The organism is Pseudonocardia xinjiangensis (assembly GCF_012911925.1).
In the GTDB taxonomy this organism is placed as follows: Bacteria; Actinomycetota; Actinomycetes; order Mycobacteriales; family Pseudonocardiaceae; genus Pseudonocardia; species Pseudonocardia xinjiangensis.
The window spans coordinates 64,913-86,402 of record NZ_JAAXKY010000005.1; the positions used below are offsets into that span (position 1 = coordinate 64,913).

At 70.2% G+C, this 21,490-nt stretch carries 21 protein-coding genes; 5 read left to right on the top strand and 16 right to left on the bottom strand.

Annotation, left to right across the window (positions count from 1 at the left end; translation table 11 throughout):
- Positions 1–8: 8 nt before the first annotated feature.
- From HF577_RS03430 to HF577_RS03450, 5 genes are all read left to right on the top strand, one after another.
- A complete protein-coding gene (locus HF577_RS03430; RefSeq protein WP_169394235.1) occupies positions 9–1,127 on the top strand; it encodes a fatty acid desaturase in 1,119 nt (372 codons plus the stop codon).
- The gene (locus tag HF577_RS03435) at positions 1,108–1,911 is read left to right on the top strand and encodes a PhzF family phenazine biosynthesis protein (protein WP_169394236.1); all 804 of its coding nucleotides are present in this window, start codon (positions 1,108–1,110) and stop codon (positions 1,909–1,911) included. Before HF577_RS03430 ends, HF577_RS03435 begins: the two co-directional genes overlap by 20 nt.
- Positions 1,908–3,194, top strand: coding sequence for a cation:proton antiporter (locus HF577_RS03440; RefSeq protein ID WP_169394237.1), 1,287 nt, complete (start codon positions 1,908–1,910; stop codon positions 3,192–3,194). Before HF577_RS03435 ends, HF577_RS03440 begins: the two co-directional genes overlap by 4 nt.
- Positions 3,191–3,928: a thioesterase II family protein gene (locus HF577_RS03445; protein WP_169394238.1), complete on the top strand. Its 738-nt coding sequence runs from the start codon at positions 3,191–3,193 to the stop codon at positions 3,926–3,928. The genes HF577_RS03440 and HF577_RS03445 overlap by 4 nt, the downstream gene beginning before the upstream one ends.
- Before the next feature lie 102 nt (positions 3,929–4,030).
- Entirely contained in the window at positions 4,031–4,693 is a 663-nt protein-coding gene (locus HF577_RS03450) for a response regulator transcription factor (protein WP_169394239.1), read from the top strand.
- Between the two features lie 16 nt (positions 4,694–4,709).
- Here HF577_RS03450 and HF577_RS03455 read toward each other — a convergent pair whose 3' ends face one another.
- From HF577_RS03455 to HF577_RS03530, 16 genes are all read right to left on the bottom strand, one after another.
- On the bottom strand, positions 4,710–5,651 hold the full coding sequence (locus tag HF577_RS03455; protein ID WP_312858919.1) for an alpha/beta hydrolase: 942 nt from the start codon (positions 5,649–5,651) through the stop codon (positions 4,710–4,712).
- A 15-nt stretch (positions 5,652–5,666) separates the two neighbouring features.
- On the bottom strand, positions 5,667–6,338 hold the full coding sequence (locus HF577_RS03460) for a response regulator transcription factor (protein WP_169394241.1): 672 nt from the start codon (positions 6,336–6,338) through the stop codon (positions 5,667–5,669).
- 150 nt (positions 6,339–6,488) lie between these two features.
- Entirely contained in the window at positions 6,489–7,382 is an 894-nt protein-coding gene (locus HF577_RS03465) for a hypothetical protein (RefSeq protein ID WP_211173730.1), read from the bottom strand.
- 5 nt (positions 7,383–7,387) lie between these two features.
- Complete coding sequence (locus HF577_RS03470; RefSeq protein ID WP_169394243.1) at positions 7,388–7,651, bottom strand: acyl carrier protein; 264 nt, start codon at positions 7,649–7,651, stop codon at positions 7,388–7,390.
- Positions 7,648–8,967 carry a type III PLP-dependent enzyme gene (locus HF577_RS03475; RefSeq protein ID WP_169394244.1) on the bottom strand — a complete coding sequence of 440 codons (1,320 nt, stop codon included), beginning with the start codon at positions 8,965–8,967 and terminating at the stop codon, positions 7,648–7,650. Before HF577_RS03475 ends, HF577_RS03470 begins: the two co-directional genes overlap by 4 nt.
- Positions 8,964–10,358 (bottom strand): preATP grasp domain-containing protein, encoded by a 1,395-nt coding sequence (locus HF577_RS03480; protein ID WP_169394245.1) that lies wholly within the window; start codon positions 10,356–10,358, stop codon positions 8,964–8,966. Before HF577_RS03480 ends, HF577_RS03475 begins: the two co-directional genes overlap by 4 nt.
- Before the next feature lie 23 nt (positions 10,359–10,381).
- Positions 10,382–11,317 carry a 3-oxoacyl-[acyl-carrier-protein] synthase III C-terminal domain-containing protein gene (locus HF577_RS03485; RefSeq protein ID WP_169394246.1) on the bottom strand — a complete coding sequence of 312 codons (936 nt, stop codon included), beginning with the start codon at positions 11,315–11,317 and terminating at the stop codon, positions 10,382–10,384.
- Positions 11,318–11,398: 81 nt separating this feature from the next.
- Positions 11,399–12,481 (bottom strand): alcohol dehydrogenase catalytic domain-containing protein, encoded by a 1,083-nt coding sequence (locus HF577_RS03490; RefSeq protein ID WP_169394247.1) that lies wholly within the window; start codon positions 12,479–12,481, stop codon positions 11,399–11,401.
- Positions 12,478–14,310: a beta-galactosidase trimerization domain-containing protein gene (locus HF577_RS03495; RefSeq protein WP_169394248.1), complete on the bottom strand. Its 1,833-nt coding sequence runs from the start codon at positions 14,308–14,310 to the stop codon at positions 12,478–12,480. Before HF577_RS03495 ends, HF577_RS03490 begins: the two co-directional genes overlap by 4 nt.
- A complete protein-coding gene (locus HF577_RS03500; RefSeq protein WP_169394249.1) occupies positions 14,307–15,488 on the bottom strand; it encodes a DegT/DnrJ/EryC1/StrS family aminotransferase in 1,182 nt (393 codons plus the stop codon). Before HF577_RS03500 ends, HF577_RS03495 begins: the two co-directional genes overlap by 4 nt.
- A 13-nt stretch (positions 15,489–15,501) precedes the next feature.
- Complete coding sequence (locus HF577_RS03505; RefSeq protein ID WP_169394250.1) at positions 15,502–16,527, bottom strand: glycosyltransferase family 4 protein; 1,026 nt, start codon at positions 16,525–16,527, stop codon at positions 15,502–15,504.
- Positions 16,524–17,510: an NAD-dependent epimerase/dehydratase family protein gene (locus HF577_RS03510; RefSeq protein WP_169394251.1), complete on the bottom strand. Its 987-nt coding sequence runs from the start codon at positions 17,508–17,510 to the stop codon at positions 16,524–16,526. The genes HF577_RS03505 and HF577_RS03510 overlap by 4 nt, the downstream gene beginning before the upstream one ends.
- Entirely contained in the window at positions 17,503–18,810 is a 1,308-nt protein-coding gene (locus HF577_RS03515) for a nucleotide sugar dehydrogenase (RefSeq protein ID WP_169394252.1), read from the bottom strand. The genes HF577_RS03510 and HF577_RS03515 overlap by 8 nt, the downstream gene beginning before the upstream one ends.
- A 1-nt stretch (position 18,811) precedes the next feature.
- Positions 18,812–20,251 carry a class I adenylate-forming enzyme family protein gene (locus tag HF577_RS03520; RefSeq protein ID WP_169394253.1) on the bottom strand — a complete coding sequence of 480 codons (1,440 nt, stop codon included), beginning with the start codon at positions 20,249–20,251 and terminating at the stop codon, positions 18,812–18,814.
- A gap of 1 nt (position 20,252) precedes the next feature.
- Positions 20,253–20,519 carry an acyl carrier protein gene (locus HF577_RS03525; protein WP_169394254.1) on the bottom strand — a complete coding sequence of 89 codons (267 nt, stop codon included), beginning with the start codon at positions 20,517–20,519 and terminating at the stop codon, positions 20,253–20,255.
- Positions 20,516–21,373: a sugar phosphate nucleotidyltransferase gene (locus HF577_RS03530; RefSeq protein ID WP_312858920.1), complete on the bottom strand. Its 858-nt coding sequence runs from the start codon at positions 21,371–21,373 to the stop codon at positions 20,516–20,518. The genes HF577_RS03525 and HF577_RS03530 overlap by 4 nt, the downstream gene beginning before the upstream one ends.
- Positions 21,374–21,490 lie beyond the last annotated feature (117 nt).

A 21,490-nucleotide genomic window follows, 5' to 3' on the forward strand; every position in this document is an offset into this window, starting at 1 on the left:
TGGGTGTCATGGACGACGTACGGGCCAGCTACCTCCGTTTCCCCGGCTGGACACAGCACTTCTGGACGTGGCAGACGGGCCGGGCGCTGCCGGGGCAGAAACCCCTCATCCGGCATACCTGGGCCACCTACCTGGCCATGACACTCACCGTCTTCCTGGCCGGCCTGACCGTGTCCACGCTCGCCGTGACCTTGATGTTCCCGTGGTGGTACGTCGCGCTGCTGGTCGGCTGGCTGCTCACGGTGCACGGGGAGCGGCTCATGGTCCTGGTCATCGCCCACCAGGCGCTGCACCGGCGGTTCTCGGGCAGCAAGCGATGGGACGCGTTCTGGGGTGAGGTCGTCACGGTGCTGTCGGTGTTCCACACCTTCCGTGACTTCAAGGAGGAGCATTTCGACAACCATCACCGCCGGGAGATCTTCGCCACCGAGGCCGACCCGCCGTTCCAGTCGCTGGAAGCCCTCGGCTTCCGGCCGGGACTGAGCAGGACGACCCTGTGGCGCCGCGCCTGGGTGGTGTTCCTGTCGCCGGCCTTCTACTGGAACGGGTTCGCCGCCCGTCTCGTCAGCAACCTTAAGGGCGGGCCCGTGCGCCTGCTCGCGATCACCGCGTGGATCGGCTGGTGGCTGTCGCTGCCGTTCTGGTTACCGCACGGCTGGCTGGTGCTGCTGCTGGCATTCGTGGTGCCGGTCATTCTGTTCGCCCAGCTCAGTGCACTGCTGGATCGCATGGGCGAGCACGAGTGGCTGGCGCCGCGCGACCCCGACCTGGGTCACCGGTTCTACACCGCGGCCAACACGTCCGCCAGGTTCTGCGGGTCGGCGGTTCCGGCCCGCGGCGACGGCCCGCTGGCGGGGCTGCGGTGGGCGGCGGCCACCCTCTGCTACCACCTGCCCTCGCGGCTGCTGGTCGTGGTCGGGGACCTGCCGAACCACGACTACCACCACCGGTATCCCTCGACACCGGAGTGGACCACGGTCGCCTACGCGCGCCAGCGGGACATCGACACGGGTCCGGAAGGGCCGCCGTACCGGGAGGTCTGGGGCATGGGCGCGGCCATCGATCTGATGTTCCGGAGCCTGTCCACCCGGGAGGAGGACCGCGGGAATGCGCCATCACATCGTTGACACGTTCGCCGACGCGCAGTGCGCGGGCAACCCGGCCGCGGTCGTCCAGGTCCCGGAGTTCCCCGCCGGCACCGAGATGCAGGCGACCGCGCACCGGATCGGGCTGCCGACAACGGCTTTCGTGGTACCGAACCGGGCCGCGGAGTACCGGGTGCGCTGGTTCACCCCGTACAAGGAGATCAACCTGTGCGGGCACGCGACGATCGCCAGCGCGCGGGTGCTGTTGACCGGCAGCGACGTGACCCGGTTGACGTTCGTCTCCGCCAACGGCGTGCTGCACGCGGAGCGGCTCGACGACCTGATCGCCATCGACCTGCCCACCTCGTCACTGACCGAGTGCGCCCCGCCGCCCGGCTTGCTCGACGCGCTCGGCACGGATGCCGTGACCTGCGCGGTGTCGGGCGACGACGTCCTGATCGAGGTCGAGTCGCCCACGACGGTGGGGGCCCTGCGCCCGGACTTCGCGGCGCTGGCCGCCCAGCCCTTTCGCGGCCACATCGTGACCGCGCGCGGCGGCGACGGGGTGGACTTCGTCTCCCGGACCTTCTTCCCGGCCCTCGGGGTGAACGAGGACCAGGTCTGTGTCACCGCGCACTGCAAGCTCATCCCGTACTGGGGGCGGCGGCTGGGCCGGGACCGGCTCACCGCGGTGCAGCTGTCCGAGCGCGGCGGCCGGCTCGAGCTGCGCGACGCGGGCGACCGGGTCCAGGTGCTCGGCACGGCGGTGCTTCGCGACGGGGTCCACGACGACCGCGCACCACAGCTCGAAGGGCTGACCGGGTGACCGCGCACCCGGCCGCGGTCCTGCTGCTGGACCTGGTGGTGATCGCAGGCGCGGCCCGGATACTCGGGCTGCTGGCTCGACGGCTGGGCCAGCCGGCCGTGATCGGCGAGATCCTCGGCGGGATCCTGTTGGGGCCCACCCTGTTCGGGGGTGCGCTGACCCGCACGCTGTTCCCGGCCGAGGTCCAGCCATGGCTGACCATGCTCGCCAACGTCGGCGTCGCCGTCTTCATGTTCCTCGTCGGTGTGGAGCTGGATCGGAACCTGCTGCGCGGCCAGGGCCGCATCGCTTCCGGCGTGGCGCTCTGCGCCATCGTCCTGCCGTTCGCGCTCGGCGGTGTGCTGGCGTTGTACCTGCTCGGCCACCATCCCAGCACCAAGCAGCCGGCATTCGTCCTGTTCCTGGGAACCGCGATGGCGATCACCGCGTTCCCGGTACTGGCCCGGATCCTGACCGACCGGGGGCTGCTCGCGACACCGATCGGCGCGCTGGCGCTGGCCTGCGCGTCCATCGACGACATCCTGGCCTGGTCGCTGCTCGCCGTGGTCACCGCTCTGGCCGGCGCGGCCGCGGGCCTGTGGCAGGTGCTGCTGGTCGTGCCGTACGCCGCGGTTCTCCTGCTCGTGGTTCGGCCGCTGCTGGCCCGGTCGGCCGCGCGGGCGGAGACGGCCGGGTGGACGAGGCGTCCGGTCTCCGGCCGGGTCGGCGCGGCCGGGGTACTGGTCATCGTGGCGGGCGGGCTGTGGCTGTCCGCGGAGGCGACCCAGTGGATGGGTCTGCATCTGATCTTCGGCGCCTTCCTGTTCGGCGTGGCCATGCCACGCGATCACGGTGCGCGGCTGCGCGCGTGGACGCAGCGGTGGGTCGGCCGGACCTGCTCGGTGCTCCTGCTCCCGATCTTCTTCATGGTCGCGGGAACCAGCGTCGACCTGTCGAAGGTCGACGGGAAGGCGCTCCTCGACCTGGGGCTGATCCTGCTCGTCGCGATCGGCGGCAAGGGGCTCGGCGCGTTCGCCGGCGCGCGGCTCAGTGGAGTGCAGCCACGCCACTCGGCCGTACTCGCGATCCTCCTCAACACCCGGGGACTCACCGAGCTCATCGCGTTGACCGTCGGTCTGCAGCTGCACGTGATCGACACCGGGCTCTACTCGCTGATGGTCGTGATGGCACTGGTGACGACCGCCATGACCGGAGTCCTGCTCCGGTTCGTCTACCCCGAGAAGCGGGCCCGCGCCGACATGGGGCCCCGGACCACCATCGCCGAGTCGGAGGCGCTGTCATGACCGTCATCGGGGCGGGCGCCTGGCTCACGCGGAAACCGTCGCCCACAGCGGCCGGGCGGGTCTTCTGTCTCCCCCACGCCGGCTACGGCGCCGCGGTGTTCGGCAGCTGGCCCGAGCGGCTGCGTGGCGTCGAGTTCCTGCCGGTCGAGCTGCCGGGACGGCTGACGCGCTTCACCGAACCGATGCCGGGCTCCTTCGGTGAGCTGGCCCACGACATGATCGACGGCCTCGGGCCCTACTTCGACGTCCCGTTCGCCTTCTTCGGTCACTGCTGGTCGGGGCTGATCGCGTACGACGTGACCGTCCAGCTCGAGGCCGCGGGCGGGGCGTCGCCGACTCATCTGTACGTGTCGTCGCAAGTGGCCCCGCAGGACGGTCCGGCCGGGCGGATGCTGGACATGGACGACGCAGACCTGGCCGCGGAGCTGGAGTCCACGATCCGCAGCCAGGGCAAGGAGCCCCACCGCGAGCTGGTCGCCGTCTACCTCGCGATGTTGCGCGCCGACGTCGAGCTGAACCGGCGCTACGTCGTGCCCGAACCCCGGCGCGTGACCTGCCCGGTCACGGCCATCGGCTGGACCGACGACGACGAGGTCCGACCCGACCGGATGACCGGCTGGTCGGCGTGCGGCGACACCACCTTCGAGCTGTTCGAGGGCCGCCACGAGCGGTTCCTCGACGCGCCGCCGGAACTGCTCGAGACGCTGTGTGCGGGTATCCCCACCCGCGTCTGACCCCGGTCCACCCACGGGTCCGTGCCAGCGCGGCGGGGACCACGGTTGCCGCCGCAGCCATTTCGGGGAGCTGAAGCCCCTATCTTCGGAAGGAGACGAGTCGTGACCGGGAAGGTAGCCGTCGTCGATCGCATCCCGACCTTTCGCGCCGGGTTGGCGGCCGTCCTCGAACAGGGCGGTTTCGAGGTCGCCGAGCCGGAACCTCCCGAGTTCCGGACGTCCTACGACCAGCTCGACGCCGCGGTGGTGACCATCCATGCCGCGGACATGCACACCATCCGCGCGCTGCTCGCGGAGTTCCCGGAACTGATCGTGGTGGCGGTCCTGGTCTCGCCGGCGATCGAGGACTTCTGCGGCGCACTGCGCGCCGGTGCCCACGGCGGGGTGCAGTGGGACTCCACGCCCGACGAGATCCTCGCTGTGGTGCGTGCGGCCCTCGCCGGACAGTCCCTGCTCCCGGCTCCGATCGTCCGGGCACTGGCCGAGTCGTCCGTGGAGCGCCCCGAGGGGGGGACCCTGCGCGAGGACGAGATCCGCTGGCTGCGCGCCATCGCCAGGGGAACGTCGGTCGTGCGCCTCGCCCGCAACGAGGGGTACTCGCAGCGTGAGATCTTCCGCCGGCTCTCCGACCTCTATGCCCGCATGGGCGTGCGCAACCGGCACGAGGCGATCGCACTGGCCAGCCGGTGGGGGTTGCTGATGCCGGCACCCGAGCCGGCGGTGGAGCACCGCACGACGGTGCTCCAGCTGCGCCAGACCAACTAGTGCGGTGGCCGCCGCACTAGCTGTACAGGTGCGACCCGACCGCCGAACGCACTGCCGCACATACGGTCTCGGCGGCCTCCCGGGCGCCCGGCAGGAAGTCCACCATACCGAGAAAGGCGTGGAACAGGCCATCGGCCCGGTAGACCTGTACCGGTACGCCGGCTTCGGCCAGCCGCGACCCGTAGGCTTCGCCCTCGTCCCGAAGCGGGTCGTACTCCGCGGTGAGCACCATCGCGGGCGGCAGATCCGCGAGGTTCTCCGCGCGCAGCGGCGACACGTACGGATGCGCCGCCTCGACGGGCTCGTTCAGATACTGCTGTTCGAACCAGCGCAGGTGCGCTGCCGTCAGGTAGTAGCCCTCCGCGTTGTCCCGGCGTGACGGCAGGTCGGCCAGGAAGTCCACCCACGGGTAGAGCAGCAGCTGGAACGCGACCGGCGGTCCGCCGCTGTCGCGGATCCGCAGGCAGGTCACCGTCGCCAGGTTCGCGCCCGCGCTGTCCCCGGCAGCGACGATCCGCCTCGGATCACCGCCCAGCGACTCCGCATGCCTGTGCGCCCAGGACATCGCGCGGTAGGCGTCCGCGACGGCGGCGGGGTACTTGTGTTCGGGCGAGAGCCGGTAGTCGACGGAGATCACGATCGCCGGGACACCGGCGGCGAGGATCCGGCAGAGGCCGTCATGGGTGTCCAGGCCACACAGGACGAAGCCACCGCCGTGGAAATAGACGATCACCGGATGCGGCCCGGTCTGCGCAGCCGGCCAGTAGATCCGCACCGCGATATCGGGGGGCCCGGCTATCACCCGGTCCTCCACCCGGGGCAGTCGCGGCGCCGGTGGCTGCTTGACCTGGTTCAGCATCCGCCGGGCCGCCGCGGCGTCGGTGACCCCGGCGCCGATATCGGGATAGGACGCCGTCATCAGCTGCAGAACCGCATCAGTCTGTGGATGGAGTGCCACGACCATCTCCTCCGGTCACAGGCCGTCGATGATTCCGAACTTCATGGCCGTGACCACGGCCGTGGTCCGGTTCGGCGAGCCGAGCTTCAGCAGCAGGCTGCCCACCAGACGCTTCACGCCGTGCTCGGAGATCCGGAGCCGGCGCGCGATCTGCTTGTTGCTCAACCCCTCAGCGAGCAGCGCGAGGGTCTCGTTCTCGCGGGCGGTCAGGGACACCGGGCGCAGATTCCCCGATTGGGCTCCGACCCGGCCGAGAAGCTGCCGCGTGAGTACCGTCGGCATCGGGATCTCCCCGCTTCTCATGCGCCGCAACGCATCGTGCAGCGACCGCGCCGACAACTCCTGGCGCAACAGGAACCCGTCCACCGGCAGGTCCGCCAGCGGCCCGGGGTCGGCGGCCTGCGCCTCATCGATGAGCATGAGCACCTTGGGCCGGATCTCGTGACGCCCCAACGCCCGCAGCCGATGCGCTTCGCCAGAGGTCAGAATCAGGACGTCGATCTTGACGGAGCGCAGCAAGCGCTCCACCTCGATCCAGTCCGGGCACTGGTGAATGGCATCCACGGCGGGCAGGCGGCGCAGTACGACCGCCAGTTCCCGGCGCAACACCTCGTTCTCTGCAAGCAACGCGTACACCAATTGTCCGGACACTCCGGCGCGGGCGTACTCGATAGAAACCTCAGTCATCGCAGTCCCCTGTCAACAATTCTCGGCCCCTGGCAGCGAGCAGCGCTGCGGTCGCTGAAAATTAATTTAACAGGCGATGACGGTGCTTGACCGTGCTTATATCCCGGCTGGTCGAGACCTGCTGACGGCATGATGCTGCCGCATCGGCTGTCACGCCCGTGCCAACGGTTCCGCCTCCACCCGGGGCACATCAACCGTACAGATCGACAGGTACCGTAACACCGGGTCGTAATCGACCAGAACCACCCGCTGGCCCGTCCCGGTCCACTGCTCGAGGCCGTCGGCGAGTTCCGACCACACCCCGGTGCAGGGCAGATCTGCAGGCGCCCACCGGATCGGGAAATCCTCGGCGAGTTCGGGGTCGACGCCGATTCCGGCGATCGTCGTCATCGGCGTTCCGGACGCGGCGAGACCCCGCAACTGCTCGGCCGCCAGCCGGCGCACGTCACCGGCCGCCACGTCGGCGACGTTCCGGACCGCCATCGGACCGAGCGCACCGTCGGGTGCCAGCACCACCGCGACCGCCGAATCGCGACCCGGCATCCGCGTGCCCTCCGGCAACCGGTCCTCGGCGCCGTTCCACAGGAAGCTCTGATCCAGAGAGATCACCATCGCCCGGCGGAACGCTGCGTCCCTCGCGTACTCACCGGCGATCCGGATCGCGGTGAACGGCGCGGTGACACCCTGCTCGGACAACGCGAAGGACAAGGGGTTTCCCGCGAGCACGTCCGACAGGTAGCAGGCAGGCCGCGTGGGCCTGGAGTCCGGCGTGGAATGTGCGATGAGCGCGAGGTCGAAGGCTTCGCCCGGCTGCGCCGCCGTGGGCAGGATCGCGGTGACCATATCGGTGAACGAGTTCGGCGCCGCGGCCGTGAAGTACTCCTCGTGAAAGGGCTTCTCGAACTGTCCGGCCAGATCCGCGAAGTAGCTGACGAACTCAGCGCTGTAGGGCTCACCACGGCCGAACAGCCGCCGCTCGATGCGTGCCAGCCGCAAGGTCGGCGTGCCGGCAACCGGGGGCGCGGCGGACGGTGCGGGGTACATGTCGCCTATCCTTTCAGCTGATCGAGGGCATACCCGACGAGTGAACCGACGGTCTCGAAGTGCTGCTGCTCGAGGGTGTCGTCGTCGAACTCGATTCCTGTTTCGTCCTCGATCCGCATCAGCAGTTCCAGCGCGCTCGTCGAGTCGAGCCCCAGATCGTCGAACAGTCGCGTGTCCCACTCCAGCCGGTCGGGCGAGACCTCGACCATGGCGGCAATGGTGGCGACGACCTTGTCGCTGATCGCGGCCTGGTTCACGGCCTGGTTCATCGTTTCAGTTCCTTCGGTTGGCGGAATCGGTCGGACGACTCGGCACCGTCGATCGCCGAGAAGTCGTGCAGATGCTGTTGCCGCAGCAGATCCTCGGCGCGGTCCCGGTCCCGGACCAGATGGGGCCGACCACCATGGACCAGGACCTCCGCCGGGGCGCCGTGGCCGAGGAACAGCACGGGTGAGGCGGTCGGGCCGTAGGCGCCGGATCGCAGCACACCCAGCAGGTCACCGGGCCGTACCGGGGGCAGGGCCACGTCCTTGGCCAGGGTGTCGTTGGGAGTGCACAACGGCCCGGTCACGGTCCAGCGCTCGGTCGGTTCCTCCGCCCGGTCGAGCAGCCGCACCGGGAAGTTCCGCTTCACGAACGAACCGATACCGACCGCGGCCATGTGGTGGTGGGTACCGCCGTCCGTGATCGCGAACTGCTGCCCCAGCGAGGTCTTCACATACCGGACCCGCACCACATACGTGCCGGCGAGCGCGGTGAGGTACCGGCCGAGCTCCATCACGAGCCTGGTCAGGGGACTGGCCGCGGCGAACTCCGCGATGACCGGCTCGAGCCCCGCCGCCAGCACCGAGGGATCGATGTCGCGCTCGCCGTCGAAGTACGCCACTCCGAGGCCACCGCCGATGTCGACCAGCTCCAGCTCGAACTCCAGCCGGGCCGACACCCGTCGAGCCAGCTCGAGTATGCGTCGGGTGTTCTCGATGACGACGTCCTCGGCGAGGATGCGCGTGCCCATGTACACGTGCACGCCCATCAACCGGACACCCGGGAAGCGCTGCGCCACGTTCCCGAGCTCGTCGAGCTGCGCCTCGTCGATGCCGAACTGCCGGGGCTTGCCGCCCATGGTCAGGCCGGAGCCCTTGACGGCGAACGCAGGGTTGATCCTCAGCGCCACGCGCGCGACCGTGCCGCGCAGGCGCGCGAGCTGGTCGATCAGCTCCAGTTCGCCCGGCGACTCGCAGACGATGGCGAAGATGTCCTCGTCCAGGCAGGCGGCCAGCTCGTCGGCGCTCTTGCCCGGGCCGACGAAGACGATGTCCCGCGGCGGAACTCCGGCGCGGATCGCGGTGACGAGCTCCGCCGCGGACGACACCTCCGCCCGCGCGCCCCTGGACCGCAGCAGCGCACACACGGAGACGTTCGGGTTGGCCTTGAGCGAGAAGAAGATCTCCAGCTTCGGATGCAGGAGCCGGCGCAGCCCGTCGTACTGGCCGGCGAGAACATCGCCGTCGTAGACGAACAGGGGTGTGCCGTAGTCCCGCGCCAGCTCCGAGACGGGTATGCCCTGTATCTCGAGCTCGGTCATCCGCCACCGCCTCCCTGCACGGCCGCGAGGCGTGCCGTGATCTCGTCGTCCAGGGCCGTCAGCTCGGCGGCCGACCGGGCCACGACCATTCCGTACAGCCGTCCGTCGAACGACCGCTCGGTCGCGGCGCCCCGCACCGCACCGGCCGCGTTGACCGTGGCGAAGTTGTTGACCAGCAGGCCGTGTCCGGTGTCGCGGTCGAGCAGCACGCCGTCCAGCAGCCTGCGCAGCTCGTCGAAGGCCAGTTCGGTCCGCAGCCGGAGCACGTAGTGCCTGGCGAGCGCGACCTTTCCGGCGCCGGCGAAGGTCGCCTGGACAAGTGCCTGGTAGGTGGACATGTTGTTGCGCGCGTTGATCTCGACCAGCGGGAACAGGCCGCCGTCCGGATCGACCATCGCGTCCACCCCGACCACGCCGAAGTAGCCGTCGTCCGCGAGCCGCTTCCCGATCCGCTCCGCGGCCTCGTGCAGTTCGTCCAGCTGTGCCGGGGTGAGCGAGACCGGGAACCGGTGCCCCTTGTGCACTCCGCCGTCGGTCAACGCCTGCTTGACGAAGTCGAGGTGGACCGCGCCGTCGCGGCCAACCGTGAACTGGTAGTTGAGGTCGGCGTCCTTGGCGACCCACTCCTCCACCACCAGGCCGACCCGCTGCTGTTCGGCGCCGCCCGCCCTGCGGGCGACCATCCGGTGCAGCCGAGCGAGGCGGTCCTCGGTCTCGATCACGGCGATGCCCTTGCCCGAGACCCCGAACGCGTCCTTGACCACGACCTTCCGCTCCCCGGCGAGCAGGGCGCGGGCACCCGCGACGGCCTCGTCCAGCTCTGCCAGGGTGTCGCAGGCCCATCCCGGTGCCTGGCGCAGACCGAGCTCATCGGCCAGGTGCCTGCTGTAGACCTTGCTGTTGACCGCCTTGCAGATCGCCGCGCCGGGTGCGGCCAGCCGCAGGCCGGATCGCTGCGCGAGCTCCTCCTCCAAGGTCGATACCCCGTGCGGGGACAACCAGCAGCCCTCGTCCGCCAGCTGGGCCAGGCGGGCGACCGTCGCGGGATCGGCCAGGGCGTCCTCGGTGACCACGCGGTGCGGGTCCTGGCCGCCGGGGGTGATGATCCGCGGCAGTTCCAGCCCGAGGTCGGCCAGGTAGGCCAGGTAGCCGGCGTCGGGTTCCTGCTTGAGGACCACGTGGTCGGCCTCGGTGGCGAGCAGCAGGGCGAACTCGTCCATCCGGTTGACCACGGCCCGGCCGGCCTCGAAGGCGACGCCGCGCAGCCCGACCTCGCCGATCGCCCACCGGCCCTCGACCTCGAAGTTCCCCAGAAACACCAGGCTCGCGTCCGCCGTACCCACCACGGCCGACTTCAGTCTGGCGTTGAAGTTGTCAGGCAGTACCCGCATGGCCCTCCCTCCCAGAATTCTCGTCAGTGCCGGAAGACCATCGCGGAGAATGTCGCGCCGAGGCCGACCGACACCATCATGTAGTAGTCACCGCGGCGCAGGCGGCCGGTTTCGGACACGGTGCGGTAGTTGATGAAAGGATCTGCACAGAAGCAGTGCCCGACTTCCGGGAGGTTTTCGAGGAAGATCCGGCTCATCGGAAATCCGATACGCTTCGACAGCCGCTTCCACGAATTGTGGTTGACGTGATGCGGAAGTACGAACGTGATGTCGTCCAAGGTGAGGTCCGCTTGCTCCACCGCGGCCAGCATCACCTCGGCGAGGGCTTCGGGATACAGCTGGTCGAACTCCCTGGCCTGTTCGTGGGTCAGCCACGGCGCCTGGTTGAACTGCCCGTGCGTGCGGGTCACGTAGGAGATCACCTCGTCGCGGTCACCGCCCTGGCGAACCAGGATCGCGGCCATCCCCTCGCCCATCACGGCCGTGTCGATGATGAACTGCTGCGAGTAGGCGGTGTAGGCCTTCTCTCCGGTGAAGATCAGCGCCAGGGCGTTCGGGTCGCCGTCGGCGGCGAGGAGCTTGCCGCACACGTCGACGGCGAGCAGGCCGGTCGCACAGGCATGCTGGGTCAGGCAGAACGTGACGGCGTGGTCGAGCCCGAGCGCTCTGCGCACGTCGTGCACCGGATTGCTCGGATAGGGCGCGGAGACGGGCAGGGTGAGTGCCTGCACGACATAGCGCACATCCTTTTCCCGCCCACGCAGCGCCGTCAGTCCCGCGGCGGTCGACAGCATCTGGTCGGCCAGCCGGGCCGTCGGCTCCCGCCGGATGCGGGAGAACCCGTAGAAGCGCTGGAAGAGCCGGATCTGCGATTCGCTGATGTCCAGGCCCGCAAGGGCCTTGTCGATGGGCACGCTCTCCGGCGGCAGATACGTTGCCACGGCCTCCAGGTACGTCATCGCGCGCGCCACCTCTCCATTGTTTCCGCTGACTGGAATATCGCCGAACCCGACGCATTCGGTAAGGATCTAACGATCGCGCTATCGGCCCGATCGAACGGCCATACCTGGACGATCCGCGGCACCGTCGGCCGTCAGGACGACCTTGAACGCCTCCCGGCGGTCGAACAGCTCGTAACCTCGCCGCGCGTCGGAGAGCGGCAACCGGTGCGAGATGAGCCGGGCGGGGTCGACGAGGCCGGACCGGACCAACCGCAGGGCCTCGGCGCGATGCCGGATCGGGTCGCCGACGATGAACCGGACGGTGAGCTCGCGGGTGAAGGCGAGGCCGCTCGGAAAGGGCATGGCCTCCGCGCTGTGCGCACCCACCGCGACAACCGTGGCCCGCGGCCCGGCGCTGCGCAGAGCGGACGCCAGCGCGGCGTCGGTGCCGACGGCCTCGAGCACCACGCCGGCGCCCCATCCGTCGGACGCCTTGTCCAAGCTGTCGCGCAGCTCGCCGGGGGTCACCGCATGCATCCCCAGCGACGCTGCCTGGGCCCGTCTGACCGGATCCGGGTCGGACACGATCACCTCGCCAGCCCCGAGCGCCGATGCGCACATGGCTCCGAGCAACCCGACCGGCCCGGCACCGACCACCCCGACCACATCGCCGGAGCCGATGTCCGCGTCGACCACCGCGGCGTACGCGGTGGTGAGAACATCGCCGGCGAACAGCACCTGCTCGTCGGTCAGGTCGTCCGGCGAACGCGCCAGAACGACATCGGCGAACGGGACGCGGACGTACTCCGCCTGGCCACCGGCGACCGGCGGCCCGACCACGGTGGAGTAGCCGAAGATGCTGGCGTGCTCGCAGTGGTAGTGCCAGCCGCGCGCGCACCTCGCGCACCGCCCGCACGCCACCAGGTACGAGGCGAACACCCGGTCCTCCACGGCGAACGGGACATCCGCGCCGGCCTCCACGACGACGCCCGCGAACTCGTGCCCGAGCACGGTCCCCGGCGCGAAGCCGGGCATCTCCCCCCGGTAGGGGTGGAGGTCCGATCCGCAGATCGCCGTCCGGGTGACCCGGACCACGGCGTCGCGGGGATGCAGCACCCGCGGCACCGGGAGCTCCGCCTCGACCTCCACCCGGCGCGGGCCCTGGAAGACGACGCCCTTCATCGGTCCTCCCGATCCGGAGGCACGTGCACGATCGTCCAGTCCTTGGCCGCCAGTTCGACCCGGACGGTCCCGCCGGACCAGCTGATCTCCGTATCGCTCGGCGTCGCGGCGTGGTTGACGACCACGAAGCGCCGGTCGTCGGCACCGTCGGCGGGCAGGATCTCCACGTCCGGATCAGGACAGTCCGCGACCGGCGCGATCCCTGCGACACCGGCGATGCGCCGGTAGAAGCACTCCCAGGCCGCGGCGGTCAGCCGTTCCGGCCGATCGAGCTGTGCCTCGAACGGCACATTGGTGAACAGGAACCGGCCGTCGCCCACCCGGTTCTGCAGCAGGCACGGCGAACCGTCCGGGTAGCGGCCGATCACCTCCGCGGTGGTGGGTCGCAGCGTGGTGGTCCGCGTCCGCGTCGCCGCCCAGTCGACCGCCCACTCGTCGGAGTCCCAGCGGAATGCCGACTTCCCGTCGCTCGGGGGCGAGTGGTCCACGATCTCCGCGCCCACCAGCGGCTCGCCGGGGAACCCGTGGAGATGGTCGCCCAGCGAGAAGTAGACGGTGGCCCCCCGATCGCACACGGCACGCAGCTTCCGCAGATCGGGGAGCGTGACGTGGGCGACCGACGGACAGACCACGAGGTCGTAGCCGGCCAGGTCGTCGGCGACGATGTCGAAGTCGAGGTGCGCGCGCTTGAGAAGCAGGTAGGAGAAGAACGTCGCCACCGTCGCGACGCCGTTGTCCAGGTAGGACCGGCCCGCGGCGCGAACCCACTGCGGCAGGTACACCGCAACGGACGGCCGCGGCCGCCGCACCGCGAGCTCGGGTGCGGCACCGACGACTCTGCGGTAGTCCCGCATCGCCGGCTTGGCCGAACCGTCGAGCCGATGCAGCCCCGCAAACCGTTCCATCGGGCGATCCGTATAGGGCTCGGCCTCCGAGGCGATGTCCTGCCAGCACCAGACGAGGATCCCGGACGCGCCGTTGCCGATGGCCGAGGCGGCGGACGCCCGCAGGTACGCGGCCGCGGTCGCGTCGTCGACCCCGTAGCTGCCGAGCTCGTCCACGAAGGGGACGCCGTATGCGCAGGCGTACCGCACCAGGAACGATGTCAGGTTGGTCGCCTTGAACGAGAGCGTCGACTCGATCGACCCCGGCGCCCACACCGGGAATCCGTGGACGCCGATCAGGTCGAGTGCCGCACTGTTGTCGGCGCCGAAGGGGGACGGCCCGAGCACACCCGAGGCGTCGTTCGCCTGCATCACGAGAACATCCGGCGCCTCGAGCCGCAGTACGGCGGCCAGCCGGGCCTGCCAGCCGGCGACCTCCGCCAGGGTCGACGCCGCCGCCTCGCCCGGGTCCACGCAGCCGATCTCGTCACCCAGATCGAAGGCCAGCAGGTTGTCGCACCCGCCCACCTCGCGGGCCACCGCCGTGGCGAACTCCTCCTCCAGAGCCAGCATGTCGCCGTCGCGCCACAGGCTTCTGCCCTCCCGCCAGGCAGGATCGATCAGCTGCCCGTTCATCCAGATGGTGAACAGCGAGACCACGCAGGCGAGATCCGCCGCGGCGGCGGTGTCGACGACGTGGCGCAGGCGCCCGAGCATCTCCTTGTCGATACGTCCGGGCTCGGGCTCGAAGTCGCGCCAGAACACGAAGAACCGCACCGTGTTCAGGCCCGCTCCGGCCATCCCGGCGAAGTCCTGAGCGATCGCTTCGGGGTCCCACTCGGTCCAGATCCGGCAGCCCGCTTCGGACGGGTGGTAGTCGACCCCCTGTGCGAGAAAGGGCTGACCGTCCCGGAACAGCCGGCCGCCACGGACGGTGAAGCTCACGACGGCGACCTCTCCGAGGACCGGCTGATGCTCTCGGAGAGGCCGTCCACGACCAGTGCCACGTCGTCGTCGGTCATCAGGGCGTGCAGGGGCAGCGACAGCAGCCGGGGCGCGACCGCTTCGGTGACCGGCAACAGGTGTCGCACCGGGCCGAACCTCTCGCGGTAGAACGTGAAGTGATGGGTGGGCCGGTAGTGCACCGACGTCTGGATGCCTCGTTCCCGCAGCTCCGACCGCACGTCGGTGCGATCGACCCCGTCCGGGACCAGCACCGCCATGAGATGCCGTGCCGAGTCACCGTCGTAGTGCGCGAAGGGGGCGACGACGCCGGGGACGGCGGCGAGGCGCTCCCGATAAGCCGCGGTGAGTGCCCCGCGACGCTCGCGATCGCGAGCGAGCTTCCCGAGCTGGACCCGGCCGATGGCCGACGCGATCTCGGTGGGCCGGTAGTTGAGACCGATGTCCGAGACGTCGTAGTCGGCGTCGCCGCTGCGCAGCCGGTCCCACGTGGAGGAGGAGAGGCAGTGCGACCGGGCGGAGCGGATCCGGTCCAGCAGCGCCGGGTCGCGCGCCACCACCATGCCGCCCTCCCCGGTGGTGAGGTTCTTGGTGGCGAAGAAGCTGAAGCAGCCGAGGTCCCCGATCGTGCCGAGCACGGCGCCTGCGGCCCGCACGACCGGTGCGTGGGCGGCGTCTTCGATCAACGCGACGCCGTACTCGTCGGCGAGCGCGGCGAGCGCCGCCAGATCGGCCGGATACCCGCCGTAGTGCATGGCGACGATGGCCTTCGTCCGCTCGGTGATCAGGCTGCGCACATCGGCGGGATCGATCGTCGGATCGGTTTCCGACCGGATGTCGGCGAACACCGGCGTACCGCCCTGCAGAGCCACCATCGCGGCCGAGGCCACGAAACTGAGCGACGGCACGATCACCTCGTCGCCGGGCCCGATGCCGAGGGCGAGGACCGCCAGATGCAGGGCTGCGGTCCCGCTGCTCACGGCCACCGCGGCCGGACATCCGAGCGCGTCGGCGAACTCGCTCTCGAACGCGCGGGTCTGCGGTCCCGGCGACAACCACCCCGAGCGCAGAACGTCCGACACCGCCTGGATCTCGTCGTCGTCGATGGTGTTGTCCGCGAGGTTGACCCGCCACTCGGGAACCGTCGTCGTCTGTGACATCGAGGTCTTCATGTCAGTAACCGGCCTCCACGCTCTCGGCCACGCGGTCCCAGGTGAAGTTCTGCCGGACCCGGGCCTGCCCGGCCCGCCCCATCGCGGACCGGACCTCGTCGTCGGACAACAGGCGGACGAGTGCCTCGGCGATCTCCGCGGGCCGGGGCGCGACGATCAGGCCGTCGACGCCGTGCTCGACGACGCTGTCCGCTCCCACGAAGTCGCCGCTCACGACCGGTTTCCCGCACGCCCACGCCTCGAGGAAGACCAGCGGGAACACGTCGGCGCTGCTCGGCAGGCACAACACGTCGGCGGCCGCGATCGCGTCGTGCTTGGTCTGCTCGTCCACCGCGCCGAGGTCGACGATCCGGGGGTCCGCGTGGGCGCGGAACGTCTCCGCCGCCGCCGGGTCGGTGTTCGGCCCGAGGAACACGAGGTGCGTATCCGGCAGCGTGCGCCAGACCAACGGCGCGGCCCGGAGCAGCTCGGCGTATCCCTTCGAGGGGATCCGCCGGCCGGCGAACACGACCGTGGGCCCGCGCAACCCCAGCCGACGGCGGAGTCCGGCCGGATCCGGGCAGCCGTGCAGGTCGGGAGCGTGCGGAATCGGGCGGATCCGATCCGGGGCCGCGCCGAGTCCGGACAGCACCCGCGCCTCCGCCGAGGTCAGCACGTAGATGACCCGGGCCTGGCGGCACGCGATGCGCCCCAGCTCCGCGTCGGGCCACAGTTCCGGCGCGGTCGCGGGGGTCAGCGCCAACGGGGCGCCGCCGCGCCGGGCGACATCGAGCGCCATCGCCACGTACTCCGGCTTGGCGAGGTCGTAGGCGTGGACGACATCGGGCTGCCAGTCCCGCGCGAGGTCCCGATCGGACCGGAGGGACCGCACCGCCTCACCGTCCAGATCGGCCGGTGGCTGCGAGTCCGTGAGCGCGGTGACCGAGTGCCCGCGCCGGGCGAGGGACTCGCCCGTCCGCCACGCCATCCGCTCGGCGCCTGCCGGTGCGGACGGATAGCCGCCGAAGGTGATCAGAACCTCGCTCATCGACCGTCCCGATCGGCATCCGTCCGCCGGTGGCGCGAGTACCAGTCGAAGGTCGCGCGCAGGCCGGTATCGAGATCGACCTTCGGCTCGTACCCGATGCGCCGCCGGAGCTCCGACAGCTCCGGAAGTCGGCGGTCGGGTGAGCCTGCGGGCGGGTCGTACACGGCGATCTCGGGCCGTGCCTGCGCCAGGGCCAGTACCCGGTCGGCGAGGTCCCGGATCTTGATCTCCTCACGGTCGTTCCCGATGTTCGCGATGACCGGATCGGCGGTGTCCAGGCGGACGAGGCCGATCGTCGCGTCGACCGCGTCGTCGATGTAGCAGAACGCCCTGGTCTGCGCGTCGCCGTGGATGTCGAACGGGTCGGCGCCGGACAGCGCGCGCTCGATGAACTCGGGAATCACGTGCGAGTAGCCCATCTGCGGGCCGTAGATGTTGTGGTACCGGCCGATCCGGACCCGGAACCGGGAGTCGCACTGCAGGAACAGGGTTTCCGACACGATCTTGCCGAGTGCGTAGGAGCCCCGCGGCGCCCGCGGCTCGGCGAGGACGAACGGCAGGTCCTCCGGGGACGGGAACGGGGCCAGGCCCATCCGCATGGCGCCGTCGGCGACCTCGCTCGTGGAACTGAGGAACAACGTCGCGGGCGAGGTGAGCCGGCACCAGTCGAGGAGATTCAGGGTGGCCAGCACGTTGGTGCGCAGCACATGGCTCGGATTCTCGTTCGCCCGGCGTACGCCGACGACGGCCGCCAGGTGGTAGACGGTGTCGAAGTCGCCGTGCAGCAGCCCGGGCGGGATCGGCCTGGTCAGGTCGTGCTCGACCACGTCGGCCCGGCGCTGCCCCTCGGCGGGCCCGGCATCGGCGCGACCGCGGGAGAAGTCGTCCAGGACGACGACCTCGGCGCCGTCATCCAGCAGGCGGCGGGCCAGGTGCCGGCCGACGAACCCGGCGCCGCCGGTGATCAGAACGCGCTCAGCCACGGCCCAACCTCAGGTAGTCGACATCGGGCATCCCGGAGAGCTCGGAGTCGAGCAGGCCCCACATGTCGAAGACGATCGCCGGCTTGCGCATCCGCGCCCGCACGAACTCGGCGTCCAGCTCCCGGTAGCGCGGGTGGTCGACGAGCAGGATCAGCACGTCGGCGTCGGTCAACCCGTCGGCCAGGCTCGTCGGCTCACAACCCGTCCTCGCGATCCGGCTCGGGTCGACCACGAAATCGTGGCCGGCGAGCACGGCCACCCGGTCCCGCAGTGCCGCCGCCACCTCCACCGAAGCCGCGCCGCGCACGTCATCGGTCTCCGGATGCCCCTTGTAGGCGATGCCGCAGAGGAGGACCTTCGCGTCGGCGGGCGCCCGTCCCTGCGCCGCCAGGGCCTTCAGCACCGCGTCGACGACGTGTCCCGGCACCCGCTCGTTGACCGCGCGCGCCGCCGCCACCATCGGCGGCCGGTACCCCGCCTCGGCGGCCGAGTACATGAGCAGGTACGGATCCTTGATCAGGCAGCTCCCGCCGACGAAGCCGGGCCGGGACAGGTCGGGCCGCGGATAGCGGAGGTTGGCGCCGGCGATCACCTCGTTCGCGTCGATGCCCAGCGCCGACGACATCAGCGCGACCTCGTTGCCGAACCCGTAGATGAGATCGGTGTGCGCGTTGCACACCAGCTTCACCATCTCCGCGGCCTCCAGCGAGGAGACGATCACCTGGTCCGCCGCGACGGGTTTCAGCAGCCGGCAGGTCCGTTCGAGCGACCGGTCGTCGAGCGCGCCGATGATCTGGGGCAGCGACTCGATCTCCCGGAGCGCCTGCCCCTGGATGATCCGCTCCGGACACATGGCGAGCATCGGAGCGTCGACGTGGGCCTGCAGCAGCGGCAGCAGCGTGCGCCGGCAGGTGCCGACGGGCACGGTGCTCCGGACGACGACCAGCGTCTCCGCCGACATGTGCCCCGCGATGTGCTCGGTGGCCGCGACGAGGTGGCGCAGATCGGGCTGCCCGGTGGCCGGGTCGATCGCGGTACCGACGCAGATGACGACCGCGCGCGGCGCCAGGTCGGGCAACCGGTCGGTCACGGTGAAACGTTGCGCCGGCACCGAGTTCAGCAGCTCCGTCAGTCCGGGTTCGACGAACCGGGGCCGGCCCGCCGCGAGGGCGGCGCGCACCTCGGGGTCGACGTCCACGCCGACCACTCGACGGCCGGACCGCGCCAGCGACAGCGCCAGCGGCAGCCCGACGTAGCCGAGGCCGACCACCGCGACGTAGTCGCCCATGGGCTCGGTCATGTCATGCCCTTTCTCGGATGAGCCGCTGGACCGACACCTTCCCGAGCGCGGTCCTCGGCAGTTCGGAAACGACGTGCACGCGGTGCGGCACCTCGTACGGCATCAGCCGCGAGCGGCAGAACCTGAGCAGCTCCGCCACCCCGGTCGAGCCGGTGAGCACGACGGCCGCGTGGATCTCCTGCTCGTCACCCTCGGACTCGGCGCCGTAGACGGCGATCTCGGCGACCTCGCGATGTTCGGCGATCACCCGCTCGATGCGTCGCGGGTTGATCTTCCGGCCGCCGACGTTGACGAAGGTGTTCTTGCGAGCGACGACGAACAGGTGGCCCCGCTCGTCGACGCGGACCAGGTCGCCGGTGTCGTAGAACCCGTCGCCTGCGTCGGGCGCCCCGGAGTCCAGGTAGCCGTCGAACATGGTCGCGGTACGCACGAGGAGCCGGCCTGCGTCGTCGTGGGCCGTCGCATCGTCGGGGGCCATCCGCCAGTCGACGCCGGGTCCGAACCGGCCGACCGAGCCGTCCGGCCAGGGCTCCGTGCGGTCGTAGGTGCACGCGACCAGGCCTGTCTCGGTGCTGCCGTATATCTGGTGGATGCGGATGCCCAGCCGGTGCGCGGCCTTGGCCGCCACCCGCTCCGAGAGCGGCCCGCCCGACGACAGTGCGAGACGCAGGCTGCTCTCCTGGCGCTCGGCGCTGCTCGCCGAGGCGATGAGCTCGTATCCGAGCGGCGTGCTGAGCATGACGGTCGCGCCGTCGCGCAGACCCGCCAGCAGGACCCGGAGGTTGAATCGGGTGAGGGTCAGCAGGCGGGCACCGGAGACGAGCGCTGCCGCGAGCCCGCCGATGAGCCCGAACGAATGCGCGAGCGGAACCGTCACGAAGACGGTGTCGGTGCCGGTCAGTCCGTGGACGTCGCGGTAGATGTGGCCGCCCCGCACCACGTTGGCCACGCTGTGGCGGACGATCCGCTGCTCGCCCGTGGATCCCGAGGTGAGCTGATGGATCATCGACGCGCACCCGCCACGCGCCGGAGCCCCCGACGGGCCCGCGGTGAGGTCACCGAAGTCCAGGTAGGTGAGCCGGCCGGATGCGGTTGTCGCGAGCCCCTCCGGCCCGACCACGCACGAGGGCTCGGCCCGGAAGACCGCCGACTGTTCGTCGGCCAGGTAGGAGTTGGCCGATTCGACCAGCAGCACCTCGCGCGAGGCGATGGCCAGCCCGAGCAGCACGGTGATGCAGGCGATGCTGTTGTCCACGACGAGGACCACCGGTCCGGCACCGGCCGGGAGCCCGCGAGCCCGCCCGGCCACCGCCGACGCGGCGGCGCGCAGTTCCGCCCAGGTCGCCGACTCCCAGCCGGTCGGCGCGCCGGCGCTCACCGCCACTGCGTCCGGGGACCTCTCGGCATGCCGGTTGAGCAGGTCGAGTAGCGAAGGTTCCATGTCAATACCTCCCGATCACGACCGCCAGCGCCTCCGGCGTACCGTCGTCGAACATCGCCAGCACGAGTTCTTCGTGCAGCCGCTCGGCCAGCGCAGAATCGTCCGGGCCGTAGCGGACGACGAGTTCGGACAGGATCTGCATGGCCCGGCCCGAGTCGCCGCCCGCGCCGAAGAAATCGTCGGTCGGGGCCAGCGGAGGGAGCGCCAGAACGTAACCCATGGACTTTCCTATGATCGTGACGAGAGCACTCGTTTCCGGCTCGGTCATTGGACCAGCGAGATGCTCAGTTGTGGTCGTCCGTTCGTTCCCGTCGCCAGCGGCCGGACCGCGGTGTTCGCCCTGTCGAATACTGTCGGCTCGACCCCCTCGCGGGGGAACAGGTAGTAGTCCTGGTTCGCCAGGAACTCTCGTTCGGCATTTCGGTAGGTGGCCGGCGTACCGATGTCGTGCCATTCCTCCCGGAACCCGTAGGCATTGACCCGCTCGCTCTTCTTCAGCAGCGCGTCGATGACGTCGGGCATGTCCACCCGGGCGCCCTCCGGTATGTAGTCCCGGACCGAAGGGTCGGCCACGTACATGCCCGAGCACACGTCGATCGCCAGGGACGGCTTCTCCCACATCGCGTGCACCTGCCGGTCACCGACCTGGAGGACCCCCAGCTCGACGGGCACCTCCCGGCGCTGGAACGCGACGGAGAGCACGCTCCCGCTCTGTTCGTGCATCTGCTGGAAATGCGCGAAGTCCAGCGCCGTCAGGACATCGCCGTTCATGACGACGGCCGGCGAGTCCCAGTCCGGGACGAGCAGCAGGGGCGCCGCGGTCCCGGTCGGCGGATCATCGGTGCAGTAGTCGATCGCCAGCCCCAGGGACCGGCCGTCCCCGAACTCCGCGCGGATCATCTCACCGAGATGAGCGGTACACAATGTCACGCGTTCGAAACCGCAGGCCCGTAGTCTGCGGAGGATGATCTCGAGAATCGAGTACCTGCCCAACCGCATCAGCGGCTTCGGACGATACTTCGTGAACGGCAGCAGGCGCGATCCCTTACCTCCGACCAGAATGACGGCATGCACGCTCTCTCCTGACCCGAAACACGGTTCGCGATGGAAATCTCTACGCACTGTCGAGTATCGGCGAAGATCGAGATTCAGGTAATAATCCGACGGGCGCGCAACCGACCTGGAAATACGGCCATAGCCGGGGTGCGGCTACGTCGGACCACCGGAGTAGCCGCAGGT